This window comes from Hyphomicrobium sp. DMF-1 (assembly GCF_027886585.1).
GTDB lineage: Bacteria > Pseudomonadota > Alphaproteobacteria > Rhizobiales > Hyphomicrobiaceae > Hyphomicrobium_C > Hyphomicrobium_C zavarzinii.
The window spans coordinates 842,527-855,903 of sequence record NZ_CP115706.1 but is presented as its reverse complement, the minus strand read 5'-3'; the positions used below and the strand labels follow the sequence as shown (position 1 = coordinate 855,903).

Here is a 13,377-nt window from a genome sequence, read left to right as displayed (position 1 = left end):
TTTCAGTCCTTCGCCTGAAAGATGACGGAGCCTTCGATCGTCTCCGCCTCACCGGGAACCTTGGCCTGAAGCTTGAGGGCCCAACGGCCGGCCATCGTCAGATCGGCCTTGAATCGGTAGATCCCGGCCTCCGCCGAAGCCAAAGGCTCATGCTTGGCTTCCATCTCGCCCATGCCGTCCGGAGACATGTCGAGGCGCGTACGAAACACCACCGCACCCGAAACCGGTGTGCTCGTGCGCTTGTCGACGAGGCGCACGGCGAGCTCGGAGCCGGCGCCGCTCTTCACAGTCTGCGTGAGCGGCTGAAACTCATAGTCCGTGGCGGCGGCACGGGCGAACGAGAGCGCGGAAAGCGCGATAAGCCCGGCGGTAGCCAGGGCCGTCTTGAAGTTGCTCATGGATTGGTCCTTCCCGAATGAGATTGCAGAGCGCGCTCAATGGCGCGCGGACACGTTCAAGCGGCCGCAAGCCACAACGCTCGCGGCGCCAAAGCGCGATGGCAATCTCACCTTCGGGGAGGGGGTATTCGCGGTTTCCAGCTCAGTGGCTCGGCGGCCAGCAGAACGAGAAAATCATATCGCTGTGAGACGATCAGCGCTGCGCGGCTTTCGTCAGGCACAGCGCCCAGCACCTTGAAGCATTTGAGCTGGCATAGATCTGTTTGGCACGAGCCGTGTTTGTCGCAGTCGGGGCACTTGTGACCTGCAGGCTTGTGGCTCGATGGCGTGTGCTGCGCGGGCTCGTGCTGAGCGCGCTCTTGCATCGCATGGTGGCAATCCGGCATCGCCGCCATCTTGTGGGCCGCCGTCTCGCGAGAGGATGAGGGCCCTTCCTTAAGGGCAAAGCCAACCTTAGCCACCGCAGGTGGCACCGCGAGACTGAAAACGAGCAAGACTACAAGTACGGACCGGATGAAGCGCATTCAGACTCCGAAGTCGTGCTCTATTAAGGGCTCCTGACGTGAATTCGTCAACAGTGGCTGATCCATGACCTCATTTTTACAATATTAGCTGACAAATAAGCCTTGATACATATCAACGGCTTCTGGATTTGATCTCGCTTCTGAAAAGCGGTGGTCAATATACTTGGGTTAGAAACACGCATTTAGCAGACCTCAGAATCCCAAGAGGCGGATGCCTTATCTCAAATTGCATGAGTCAGTGCGCGCAACGAGTGGAGAGGGATGGCTCACCATCGCAAGAGGCGGGGTCCGAGCTTCGCACCGGCAAAGGTGCATAGGGTCATTGTGCCGCCATACCACAAGGCAACGAACGGCAGTGAATCGTCGGTGCAATGGAGCGCGTAGCCGACTGCACTCAAACCACCAGCGACGAGCCCGGCGAGAGCGCCGGCTCGTGTAAGGTTGGTCGGTGCCATCCTCCGCATGACCCAAACTACGGCTATAAACGGCACAACGGCAATGATGGGAACGGAGAGCAGGCATTCGAGCCATTGATCTCCCATGATCATCGTGTTCCAGTGTGACGCAGGAGCGAACGCGAGGCGGATTACAGCAAGAAGCATCACTGCGACAAACGGCAATGCTATCCACGCAATCGACACCCGTTCCTCCCCGCCTGGGCGGGCCATCCTCATAAGGCATATTGAAGCCACGACGACAATTCCCGCCGCGAACGCAAGCTTCGACAGTAAGAACATCAACGGTTCTGTTTGCGACAGATCCGCGCGAACGCCAAGCACGACCGATATCACGCCAACCACCGCGATCGCACCAATCGCGATCGTTGCAAGGATCTCCCGCGCGATTTGCTGGCGGTCGACAGCCTCGACGTTCGTGCTGAGGAAGGTGATCAAATCGTCCGTCTTCACGTTCTCTTCTCCCGCCCAATGGACGCTGCCAAATGCTTCAATCCCCGATGTACGTTCACCTTTACCGCCGATTCTGACATGCCGCATCGCGCTGCCGCCTCGGCTACGCTCAATCCTTCGAGCTTCACGCACTGGATCGCACGTCGCATTTTGTCCGGGAGCTCGCGCAAAAGTGCGTGCAGATCGTGCCCGCTTTCCGCTCCGGCGCTATCCTCTCGAGCGACAAGCTCGTTTGCATCGTCCAAGGGCACGTTGGCCAACGCGGCGCGCGTGCGCCGCAGATGGTCGATAAGCTTGTAGCGGGCGATGGCGTACACCCACGGCATGAACGGCTCGTTGCGATCGTAAGTATGCCGCCGGGTGTGTAGCGCCATAAGCACGTCCTGCATCACATCCTCTGCCTCTGTGGCCTCTCTTCCGATGCGGGCCAACCTGCTCCTGAAATAGCCGCGCAGAAGCCGGCTCAGCCGGTCGAGAAGAGTGCGATATGCAGCCGAATCGCCTTCGAGGCCGGCCATCATCAATTGCTTTAGCTCGGCCTCGTTCGCGGTCACTGGCAGTCCCTGTATCTCTTTCTACAAGTCTATTCGTTCTCGAGCGGCTTTTGGTTACAGACCTTCAAAAAATATTTGATCGGTTTGAGCGAGGGCGGATTTGGCCAGGGCAAGCGAGCGAAATCCGAGCGCGATCGACGGGAGGTCGACGGGCTTGTGCATTGAGTCATGTCCTGGTGCGCTTGCTTTCCTCTATCGGCATGGCGCCTTTTTTCATGCGAGCCATGTAACCGAACGCGTCTCTGTTTCGAACTCACTTGCATCGGCATGATCGTCCCAGAGCGGGGCGCGTGCGATAACACAAGGACAACAGGACATGTCAAATACAGCTTTCCCCCGCTTCATTTTGAAGCTCGCCGCCGCCGCCCTTCTGACCAGTACCGTCGCCGGTCAGGTAATGGCCGAGCCTGTTTGGCGTTTTCCCTACAAGGGTGCGCCCTACGCGGTTCCGCACGAGCACAATGATCGTGTCTCGATCGCTTCAAAGAAGGCAAAACAAGCTTCGAAGCGTGGGCATCACGACGCGCAGCATAGTCAAGTTAGGGGCCCAGCCCCAAGCGTGCCGGCGTTGGAGAAACAGACGTCACGGGCGTCTCTGAAGGTTAGCGCGGCTACTTCGCCTGATAGGCCCGAAATCGTGCTCGCTCACCACAAACCGGGCTATCATGTTGGCCTGCCGCGTAGCGGCAGGGACGCGGCCTCGCAGCCGAAATCCCCTTCGCGCACCTAGCATACGGGGCATTTGTGCGAGCCGGTCTCCCGCAAGGGGAGCCGGCTCGAAAATTCCGGCTGCCGAAGCCGATGCGAGCACCTGAGCGCTACGGCATGGACGATCGATCCTATCACGGTCCTTTCCAGGATATGCGAGCGGTGGGTCTTGTGATCCGGCTCGTCATGAAGCAGGCGTCGGGCTCGAAGCTCAATGTGTTTCGTTCCATTGCTGAACCATTACATTTTGTTACGCCATTGACTGGGATCAACCTGACCGTCCAAAAGCGAGTGCTGCATGCTCTTTAGGATTGGGAGCCACCTTGTCTTGCGTGTGCGATCAGCGCGTCAGAAGTCTATGAGAAACGACGTTGCCCCTACTCGCTACCTTATTCAGGCGGGACGCTCAGGGCTCTCTGACGCGTCCTGAAGTCGGATCGTCTTGGCCGCTCAAATTGGAGTTCTCCGTATGGCCAAGTCCAACGTCGTTCTTTGTGCTCCTGTTCGTACGGCGATCGGGACATACGGCGGCTCTTTGAAAGCAGTCCCGGCATCGGATCTCGGTGGCGTCGCTATCAGGGAGACGCTCCTACGCGCCAAGCTCGCCGGGGCAAACGTGGACACAGTCGTCTTGGGGCAGGTCGTCCAGGCCGGTGCAAAAATGAATCCGGCGCGGCAAGCCATGCGCAGCGCGGGTATGCCCGTCGAAGTGCCCGCCATGACGGTAAACCGCGTGTGTGGTTCAGGCGCGCAGGCCATCGTGACTGCCGCCCAGGAGGTGATGCTTGGCCACGTCTCCTGCGCCATCGCGGGTGGCATGGAGAATATGGACCAAGCGCCCTACCTGATGGCCGGAGGCCGATGGGGCTATCGCATGGGGGACGCGCAAATCTACGACAGCATGCTGCGCGACGGTTTGAATGACGCCTTCTCCGGTCAGCACTCCGGCTGGCACACGGAGGACCTCGTCGCCAAGTACCAAGTCACCCGGGAGGCCCAGGACGCCTGGGCGCTGAGAACGCAGAAGCGCTTTGCGGAGGCGCAAGCCGCGGGCCATTTTAACGGCGAGATCGTTTCCGTCGCGCTGCCCGGTAAGAAACAGCCAACGGCGTTCGACCGAGACGAGCACAATCGGCCCGAGACGACGGCGGAATCCCTTTCAAAGCTCAAGCCCGTGTTTCGCAAAGACGGGACGATCACGGCTGGAAATTCTCCAGGCCTCAATGCGGGCGCGGGCGCGATGATCGTTGCCGACGCGAAATGGGCTGAAAAGCACGGGCTCGAGCCCTTCGCGCGCCTCGTTTCCTATGGCGTCGGCGCGGTGGATCCCGGCATGTTCGGTCTCGGCCCCGTACCGGCGGTTCGGCAAGCGCTCGAGCGTGCGGGCTGGCGCCTTGCCGATATCGAGCGTGCCGAGGTGAACGAGGCCTTTGCTGCCATCGCGATTGCGCTTATCCGCGAAATCGGGCTGCCCGAAGATCTCGTCAATGTCGAGGGCGGCGCCATTGCCCATGGCCATCCGATCGGCGCCACTGGCGCGATCCTGACAACACGGATCCTTCATGCGATGCGCCGTGGGGGTATCAAGCGGGGGCTCGTGACGCTGTGCATCGGAGGCGGACAGGGCGTCGCGCTGGCGCTTGAGCGGTCGTGATGAACCTTCCTTGACCACGGTTGCCAATAGGTACTTCGACTATGCCCACTCCGAAAGACGACGATGACGTGGAATACGAGCGAGCCTTCCACCGTGCCCAGGTCGAACTCGTCAAGTTCCAGAAGCATGTCATCAGGAACGGACAGAAGGTCCTCCTGATCTTCGAAGGCCGTGATGCGGCGGGAAAAGACGGAACGATCAAGCGCATCGTCGAGCATTTGAGTCCCCGCGAGACGCGCGTCGTCGCTCTTGGAGCTCCATCCGACCGAGACCGCAAGTCCTGGTATTTTCAGCGTTACGTGGAGCACCTTCCGATCGCCGGAGAGATCGTTCTCTTCAATCGGAGCTGGTACAACAGAGCCGGCGTGGAGCGCGTCATGCGCTTCTGCACCGAGCAGGAGTATGACGAGTTCATGCAGACGGTGCCGACGTTCGAGCAATTGCTTGCGCACTGCGGCTTCACAATCCTCAAATACTACCTCGATATCAGCCGAAAGGAGCAGGAAAAGCGCCTGTTACGTCGCAGAAAGGATCCACTTCGGCAGTGGAAGCTCAGTCCGATCGATGCCAAGGCAACAAAGCACTGGAAACACTATTCCGAGGCGCGCAACGAGATGCTCTCGAGGACGCATGGCGTGTTCGCCCCATGGATTGTCGTGCGCGCCGACGACAAGCGGGCGGCAAGGCTGAACGTTATCCGGGACCTGCTTTCGCGATGCGAGTTCCACGGAAAGAACCGCCACGGCGAGCTGCCGGATCCCGATCTCGTTTCTCTTTTCGATGAAAGCCATCTCAAAAGCGGGATGATCGCTGACTAAGACGCCGTCTTTCTTTGTATTGTAAGCGACTTTCCACTTTCACTGGCGGCTCACTCTCGAAGCTCGTTGAATCTTGCCCGCACTACAATGGCGGAGAAGGGGCTCATGGATTTTCTTGGCACGAAACGAGGGATCGGAGTCGGCTTAGCGGCTCTCGCTCTTGGCCTGATCGCATGGGGCGGGTTGATCGGCTTTCGATCCAGCGACGCCGACGTCGTCACCTTGATGGGCAACGTTGATATCCGCCAGGTCAATTTGGGCTTCAAGGTCGCAGGCCGGATCGCCGAGATGAAAGTGGACGAGGGTGACAGGGTCACGGCCGGGACGGTCATAGCCTCGCTCGACACGTCGTATTTCGCAGATGAGGTGCGACTGGCTCGGGCCCGCGTGGATGCCCAAACGGCGGTCGTCGCCCGCCTCGAGAACGGTACGCGGCCGGAAGAGATCGCCCAGGCGCGCGCCATTGTCGCCGAGCGAGAGGCCGCCGTTGCGCTGGCCGAAGCCACATTGAGCCGGCAGCAGGATCTCGCAGAGCGTGGTGTTTCGGCTCATCAACGCCACGATGAAGCAACCGCAGCGTCGGAACAGGCGCGGGCGGCGCTCAAGTCCGCGCAGGAGAGCCTGAAGCTCGCCGAACTCGGGCCCAGACGCGAAGACATCGATGCGGCGAAGTCGCAGCTCGAGGCAGAGAATGCGTCGCTCGCACAGGCCGAACGCCGGTTGGCCGATGCCAATCTGGTAGCACCCGGCGGGGGCGTGGTGTTGACCCGTGTCCGTGAGCCCGGCGCCATCGTCGGCGTCGGGGAGACGATCTATGCCGTGACCATCACCGCACCGGTTTGGGTCAGGACCTATGTCGCCGAGCCCGATCTCGGCCGCATCTGGCCGGGCATGCCGGTCGAGGTCGCGACCGACGCAGGCAAGACTTATCGCGGACAGATCGGTTTCATTTCTCCGGTCGCCGAGTTCACGCCAAAATCCGTTGAGACCAAGGAGCTCCGCACGAGCCTCGTTTATCGGATGCGCATTGTCGTCGAAGGGGAGACGGGCGGGCTCCTCCAGGGGATGCCGGTGACGGTGTTTGTTAAGGTCGACAAAGGCACGGCTCCATGAGTGAGGCACTGGTCGAGCTCGATCGGATCGTGAAGCGGTTCGATGCGGACGGGCCGTCAGCGGTCGCCGAGCTGTCGACCGCGATCATGGGTGGAGGGATCACGGGACTCGCCGGTCCGGACGGCGCCGGCAAGACGACCTTGCTTCGCCTGATCATGGGGCTTTTGAAACCGGATTCCGGCACGCTTAGAGTTTGCGGCCGCGATCCAATCTCGGACGCGACCGAGGTCCGCGATGTCGTGTCTTACATGCCGCAGAGGTTCGGTCTCTACGAGGACCTGACGGTGATCGAGAACCTGACGCTCTATGCCGACCTGCGGGGAGTCGTCGGGGATGAGCGGCGTTCGGCATTCGAGCGGCTTCTTGCCTTTACGAACCTTGCCCAGTTTCAGGACCGTCTCGCGGGCGCCCTGTCAGGAGGCATGAAACAAAAGCTCGGGCTCGCCTGTGCTCTCGTGCGAACTCCGCGTCTCCTGCTTCTCGACGAGCCGAGCGCCGGGGTCGATCCTGTTTCGCGTCGCGAGCTTTGGCGCATGGTGCGAACACTCACGAGTGAGGGCATCGGTGTCGTCTGGAGCACCGCTTATCTCGACGAAGCCGAGCGCTGCGAGCAGGTGCTTCTGCTGAACGACGGCATGCCGATCTACTCAGGCCCGCCGTCTGAGCTTACCGAACGCATGGTCGGGCGAACCTTCCACATCCGCAACGCCGGTGGGCAACGACGCGCGGTTCTTGCCTCTGCCGTGACGAAGCCGTCCATCATCGACGGCGTCATCCAGGGCGCGAATGTACGCATCGTCATGGCAGCGGGCGTGGCTGCGCCGTCTGCTGAGAATTTCAGGGATGCCGCTCAAGTGGAGATCGTCCCCGTGCCGCCTCGTTTCGAGGATGCGTTTGTCGACCTGCTCGGCAGCGCCACACCGGCCGTGTCCCGGCTCGCAGCGAGCGTGGATCGCGGGGTGCGGTCCGCGGGCGCCGTGGTCGAGGCAAAGGAGCTGACGCGTCGCTTCGGGTCGTTTACGGCGGCAGACCGGATCTCGTTCTCGATCAGCAAGGGCGAGATTTTCGGTCTCCTCGGTCCGAATGGCGCGGGGAAATCCACGACCTTCAAGATGCTGTGCGGTCTCTTGCGTCCGACCTCCGGCGTGGCGCGCGTCGCAGGCCTCGATGTCACCGTGCAGACGTCTGCGGCGCGGAACCGGCTCGGCTACATGGCGCAGAAATTCTCGCTCTACGGCGACCTGAGCGTTGCCCAGAACCTGGCGTTCTTTGCCGGGGTCTACGGCCTTGCCGGTGCACATCGCCAGCGCGCCGTCGACCGGGTGATGGAAGCGTTCGGGCTGAGGCAGTACCTCAACACGAATGCGGGGCTCCTTCCGGCCGGTTACAAGCAGCGGCTGGCTCTTACCTGCGCGGTCATGCATGAGCCGCCGGTCCTGTTTCTCGACGAGCCGACGTCGGGCGTCGATCCGCTGACGCGCCGCGAATTCTGGGCTCATATCAACGCTCTCGTCGATGGAGGCGTCACCGTGCTGGTCACGACGCATTTTCTCGATGAGGCGGAATACTGCGATCGTATCGCACTCGTCTACCGCGGGCGTATCATCGCCACGGGCTCACCGGACGATCTCAAAGGTAGCGTGCGGACCCCGCTCCTGCCCGATCCGACGCTGGAAGACGCATTCATCGCGCTCGTCGAGGCCGACGACACCAAGGTTGCCGCATGAAGACCACCCGAGTCGCATCGGCGGATCGCGTCCGTCGCATCCTGGCTCTAATCCGCAAGGAATCGCGTCAAGTCGTGCGCGATCCGAGCACGATCATCATTGCCGTCATTCTGCCCCTGACGCTTCTTTTTCTTTTCGGCTATGGCGTCTCGTTCGACGCCCGGCGCATTCCAATCGGCCTCGTGGTCGAAGATGCCACGCCGGCGACCGGAAGCTTCACCGCATCGCTCACGAACTCCTCGCTCTTTTCGGTGCGCACGACGCGCGACCGGCGCGAGGTCGAGAACGACCTTATCACCGGTCGCATAGACGGGATCGTTGTGCTTGCGTCGAATTTTTCCACGCAGTTGGCGCGCGGAGATCGGGCGCCGATCCAGGTCCTCGTTGACGGCAGCGATCCGAACAAGGCGACTCTGGTGCGCAACTACATTCAAGGCGCCTGGGGCAACTGGCTCGCCCAAGAAGCGATTGTGCGCGGCGAGCGCTTTGCCCCCCCGATCTCCGTCGGGCAACGGGTCTGGTTCAACCCCGAGGTCGCGAGCCACCATTACCTCGTCCCTGGCTCCATCGCGATTATCCTGATGCTGATCGGCGCGCTGCTGACGGCGCTCGTCGTCGCGCGGGAATGGGAGCGGGGCACGATGGAGGCGCTGCTTGCGACGCCGGTTGGGATATTCGAGCTCCTGGTCGGCAAGCTTGTTCCGTATTTCGTACTCGGAATGCTCACTATGGCGCTGGCGACGGGCACAGCCCTGTTTCTCTTCGGCGTGCCATTTCGCGGGTCCTTTGCCGTGCTTGCGCTGATGTCGGCCGTCTTTCTCGTTACCGCGCTGGCGCAGGGCCTGCTGATCTCCACGCTGGCTCGCAATCAGCTTGTCGCCGCGCAGAGCACAATGATTTCGGCCTTCCTTCCGAGCTTTTTTCTATCGGGGTTCGTATTTGAGATCGCCGGAATGCCTCTTCCCCTCCGCGTCATCTCGTATGCGGTCCCCGCGCGATACTTCGTCTCCGGTCTGCAGACGTTGTTTCTGGCAGGAGACGTATGGAGCGTTATCTGGACCAGTCTCCTCGGGATGTCGGTCATTGCCGCCCTATACATCGGTCTCACCGCTCTCAAGACCAAGACAAGGCTGGACTGAACCATGCGCACAGCTCTCTGGTCTCTGATCGTCAAGGAGCTTCTGGCCAATTGGCGCGACCGTCGTAATCGCGTCATCCTTCTGATTGCGCCCATGATCCAAGTGCTGGTCTTCTCCTTCGCCGCGACGCAGGAGGTCAAGAATGTGCCCATCGCGGTGCTGGATCAGGATCGCAGCGTTCTCTCGCGCGAGCTGATTTCGCGATTCGAGGGCTCGCCGCAATTTTCCGAAATCATACGCTTGGCGAATGTCGCCGAGATCGCACCCGCCATCGATTCCCGCGAAGCCTTGGCCGTGCTCCATATCGGTCAGGACTTCTCGCGCAGGCTTGCAGCCCGCCAGCCGGCTCAGATCCAGCTTCTGCTCGACGGACGGCGATCAAATGCCGCCCAGGTAGTACAGGGCTATGCCGTCGAAATCGTCGATCGGATGAATGCCGAAGTATCCGAATTGGGTGGGGTGCGCGATCCGCCGGGTCTCGTCGTGGCGCGCACCTGGTTCAACCCGAACTCGGATACGCTCTGGTCGACCGTGCCCGGCCTGTTCGCGGTCCTGACGACAAGTGTCGCGATGATGGTGTCCGCGCTATCCGTGGCTCGGGAACGAGAGCTGGGCTCCTTCGAGCAGCTTCTCGTGTCGCCGCTGACATCCGTCGAGATCCTGGCAGGAAAGGCCGCATCGGCCCTGCTGATCGCCGTTGCCGAGACCTCGACGATCATGCTGATCGCCATGTATGTGCTTGGGGTTCCGATGGAGGGCTCCATGCTGCTGCTCTATGCGGCGATGCTCGTCTATCTTCTTTCCATCATCGGGATCGGGTTGTTCATATCGGCGCTCGCTTCGACCCAGCAACAGGCCATCATCGGGTCATTCATGTTCCTTGCGCCGGCCATCCTTCTTTCCGGATACGCGACGCCCGTCTCCAATATGCCGGACTGGCTGCAGACGCTGACGCTCCTCAATCCCGTCAGGCACTTTGTCGTCATCGCCAAGGGTTCCTTCCTGAAGGATCTGCCGATCGACGTCGTTGCCGCTCATCTCTGGCCGTTGGCGCTCATTGCGGCGGCAACACTCTCCGCTGCAACCTGGCTTTTTCGCTTCAAGACGGCATAGCCCCCCAATGGTTCATGGTTCGAGCGTGATCGGCTCGTGTTCAAACGGTCGTCAAGGGCGGCTGCGGGGTGAGACCAGGTCATCCAGGATGGGACATTCCGGCCGGTCATCGCCTTTGCAGGAGGCAATGAGGCGGCCCAGCACGTCTATGATCGCGCGGTGTTCTTCCATGCGAGTGATGATCTGCTCCTGATGGCGAACGGCCATTTCGCGGACCTTGCGGCTCGACCGCTTCTTGTTGCGCCAGAGACCGAGCAGCAGATCGATCTGCTTGATCGGAAAGCCGAGAGAGCGGGCGCGCTTGATGAAGCGCAGTTCATGCAGGTTTCGCTCATCGAAGACCCGGTAACCGTTCCCCCGCCGTCGAGACGGGCTCAGCAACCCCGCGCTCTCGTAGTACCGGATGAGTTTGGCCGGGACGCCTGTCAGTCTGGCGGCATCGCCAATTTGAACCATAATTTATACCTTCCGTTCAGCGCTTGACCTTCCAACAACTGGAACGTTTAGCCTGCCATCAAGCTAATGCGATTTAAGGACCAACGTGAACAGTTTGGCTTGTGACTCAACAATCTGCCACGCCACGAAGTTGCGAGTTCAGTCACCGTTGACCCGGATCAATTGGAAAACCAAGTTCCAGCGTAGGATTTACTCGGTCGGCTAAGGACGTGGCCGTCTGACATCTGAAATATCTGCCGAACGCGTCTTCGCACGCTCGGTTAGACGGAGATTGTCATGGTTGCAGTAAAGAAGTCGCACTCGATTGACCCGCCGTCAGGCCACCATACGGTCGGCGTGTCAGCTAAGGCGTCTGCGCCGCGTCCGACCTCGCCGTCGCTTCCAGCTCGGAGCAAAAAGGAAGCCCAGCACCACGAGACAGTTGCTGGTGCGGGATCGTTAGGGCTTGAGGCCATTCCCTCCCCTTTCGAGGTGCTCGACTACCAGCGTGATGTCCTGGAGCGGACGATCCTGTTCTTCGACGTCCTGCGCCGGCGCGCAAACAACATGCTCGAGCACGAGGCGGCGGGGCTGCCGCCGCTCGTCAACTTCAAATACGAGATGCTGCTGGATGCGCGCACATTCGATCGCCCGGCTAACTATGCCCTCTTGCGAATAACGGAGGTTGGTGACGATTGCTGGGACGATTGCGTCGATCCGGAAAAGCCTCCGGTCATCGTGCTCGATCCAAGGGCGGGGCATGGTCCCGGCATTGGTGGCTTCAAGCGCGACTCCGAGGTTGGCGTGGCGCTGCATACGGGCCACCCTGTCTATTTCGTCGTCTTCTTCCCCGAGCCCTCTCCGCACCAGACGCTTCCTGACGTGCTCGAAGCGCTACGCCAATTCGTTGAGGTCGTGTCCGGCCGCCACGATAGCAAGGCGCCGGTGCTGTATGGAAATTGTCAGGCGGGTTGGGCGGCGACGCTTCTGTCGGCGCATTGCGAAGGCCTGACTGGCCCTGTTGTCCTCAATGGCTCGCCCCTCTCGTATTGGGAGGGCGAGGCTGGCGCAAACCCGATGCGGCTTGCCGGAGGGTTCGTTGGCGGCGTTTGGCTGACGCATTTCCTCGCCGATCTGAACCATGACCGTTTTGACGGCGCCTGGCTTGTTCAGAACTTCGAGGCCCTGAAGCCCGGCAATGCCCTATGGGACAAATACGCCAACCTCTTCACCAAGATCGACAGCGAAACCGACCGCTTTCTCGATTTCGAGCGCTGGTGGAACGGCTTCTATCGGCTGAGCGGCGAGGAAATGGTATCGATCGTCGAAGATTTGTTCGTCGGCAACAAGCTCGAGCAAGGCCGTATCCGTGTCGACGAGCATTGCACGATCGATCTCACGAGCATCAAGAACCCGCTCGTCATCTTCGCGTCCTACGGCGATAACATCACCCCGCCTCATCAGGCGCTCGGATGGATCCCGGCCGTCTACAAGACGACCGATGCCCTCAAGAAGGCTGGCCAACGGATCGTCTACTTGACCAATCCGCATGTCGGTCATCTCGGCATCTTCGTCTCGGCCGGTGTTGCTCGCTTCGAGCATCGAGCGATCCTCGAAAGTCTCTGCGATATCGACGCGCTCGCGCCTGGCCTCTACGAGATGAAGATCGACAATCCGACCGGGGATCCGGATTGTGCGAAGGATCAATATGCGGTGCGGTTCGAGGCGCGCAACGTCGAGGATCTGCACTTCGAGTATCCGCGCGGTGCGTTCGAGCGCGTCCGTGAGGTTTCAGAGTTCAACGAGAATCTCTACCGCACGTTCGTGAGCCCATGGGTCAAGGCTTTCGCGAACCCGTGGTTCGCGCATTCAATGCAATGGTTACATCCCATGCGCGTGAGGACCTATCTTTGGTCGGAGCGGTTCATGCCGTGGATGAGCGCCTTCGGCGTGCTCGCGGATGCCGTAGCCAGCAATCGTCACGCCATGCGCGATGATCATCCGCTCATGGCACAGGAACGAAAGCTGATCGCCGAAATTTCAGCGTTCTGGGAAACGGCACGCCGTATGCGCGACGCAGCCCAAGAGCGAACATTCACGAACACATACGGCGGATGATGTGAAATGCAATCCGCACACGTTCCCGATGCGTATTTAACAAGAGGCCCATCTCGTGATGGGCCATTAGGCTGCGAAGAACGAGGAGAATGGATATGTCTAAGGTTACGGTCGAAAGCGGTCATGTTGAGCATGGCAACCACGGTCACGCATGTTGTGGTGGCCACC

12 protein-coding genes are annotated in these 13,377 nt (G+C 60.6%); 7 read left to right on the top strand and 5 right to left on the bottom strand.

Annotated elements, in window-relative coordinates; translation table 11 throughout:
• Positions 1-2: 2 nt before the first annotated feature.
• From PE058_RS03800 to PE058_RS03790, 4 genes are all read right to left on the bottom strand, one after another.
• Positions 3-398 carry a FixH family protein gene (locus PE058_RS03800; RefSeq protein ID WP_271029893.1) on the bottom strand — a complete coding sequence of 132 codons (396 nt, stop codon included), beginning with the start codon at positions 396-398 and terminating at the stop codon, positions 3-5.
• 107 nt (positions 399-505) lie between these two features.
• Complete coding sequence (locus tag PE058_RS22050) at positions 506-922, bottom strand: CopL family metal-binding regulatory protein (RefSeq protein WP_442908673.1); 417 nt, start codon at positions 920-922, stop codon at positions 506-508.
• A gap of 266 nt (positions 923-1,188) precedes the next feature.
• Positions 1,189-1,830: a DUF1109 domain-containing protein gene (locus PE058_RS03795; RefSeq protein WP_271029892.1), complete on the bottom strand. Its 642-nt coding sequence runs from the start codon at positions 1,828-1,830 to the stop codon at positions 1,189-1,191.
• Complete coding sequence (locus PE058_RS03790; protein WP_271029891.1) at positions 1,827-2,384, bottom strand: sigma-70 family RNA polymerase sigma factor; 558 nt, start codon at positions 2,382-2,384, stop codon at positions 1,827-1,829. The genes PE058_RS03795 and PE058_RS03790 overlap by 4 nt, the downstream gene beginning before the upstream one ends.
• A gap of 1,177 nt (positions 2,385-3,561) precedes the next feature.
• On the opposite strand from PE058_RS03790, the gene PE058_RS03785 reads away from it, so the two are divergent.
• The 6 genes from PE058_RS03785 (at position 3,562) to PE058_RS03760 (ending at position 10,656) form a co-directional block, all read left to right on the top strand.
• Positions 3,562-4,746 (top strand): thiolase family protein, encoded by a 1,185-nt coding sequence (locus tag PE058_RS03785; RefSeq protein WP_271029890.1) that lies wholly within the window; start codon positions 3,562-3,564, stop codon positions 4,744-4,746.
• A gap of 41 nt (positions 4,747-4,787) precedes the next feature.
• The gene (gene ppk2 / locus PE058_RS03780; RefSeq protein ID WP_271029889.1) at positions 4,788-5,564 is read left to right on the top strand and encodes a polyphosphate kinase 2; all 777 of its coding nucleotides are present in this window, start codon (positions 4,788-4,790) and stop codon (positions 5,562-5,564) included.
• Between the two features lie 105 nt (positions 5,565-5,669).
• The gene (locus PE058_RS03775; RefSeq protein ID WP_271029888.1) at positions 5,670-6,677 is read left to right on the top strand and encodes an HlyD family efflux transporter periplasmic adaptor subunit; all 1,008 of its coding nucleotides are present in this window, start codon (positions 5,670-5,672) and stop codon (positions 6,675-6,677) included.
• Entirely contained in the window at positions 6,674-8,404 is a 1,731-nt protein-coding gene (locus PE058_RS03770; protein WP_271029887.1) for an ATP-binding cassette domain-containing protein, read from the top strand. The genes PE058_RS03775 and PE058_RS03770 overlap by 4 nt, the downstream gene beginning before the upstream one ends.
• Positions 8,401-9,543, top strand: coding sequence for an ABC transporter permease (locus PE058_RS03765; protein WP_271029886.1), 1,143 nt, complete (start codon positions 8,401-8,403; stop codon positions 9,541-9,543). The genes PE058_RS03770 and PE058_RS03765 overlap by 4 nt, the downstream gene beginning before the upstream one ends.
• A gap of 3 nt (positions 9,544-9,546) precedes the next feature.
• Positions 9,547-10,656 (top strand): ABC transporter permease, encoded by a 1,110-nt coding sequence (locus PE058_RS03760; protein WP_271029885.1) that lies wholly within the window; start codon positions 9,547-9,549, stop codon positions 10,654-10,656.
• Positions 10,657-10,707: 51 nt separating this feature from the next.
• On the opposite strand, the gene PE058_RS03755 is transcribed toward PE058_RS03760, so the two are convergent.
• Complete coding sequence (locus tag PE058_RS03755) at positions 10,708-11,112, bottom strand: MerR family transcriptional regulator (protein ID WP_271029884.1); 405 nt, start codon at positions 11,110-11,112, stop codon at positions 10,708-10,710.
• Positions 11,113-11,388: 276 nt separating this feature from the next.
• Between PE058_RS03755 and PE058_RS03750 the strand changes: the two genes are divergently transcribed.
• The gene (locus PE058_RS03750; protein ID WP_271029883.1) at positions 11,389-13,209 is read left to right on the top strand and encodes a DUF3141 domain-containing protein; all 1,821 of its coding nucleotides are present in this window, start codon (positions 11,389-11,391) and stop codon (positions 13,207-13,209) included.
• The last annotated feature ends 168 nt before the right edge of the window (positions 13,210-13,377 follow it).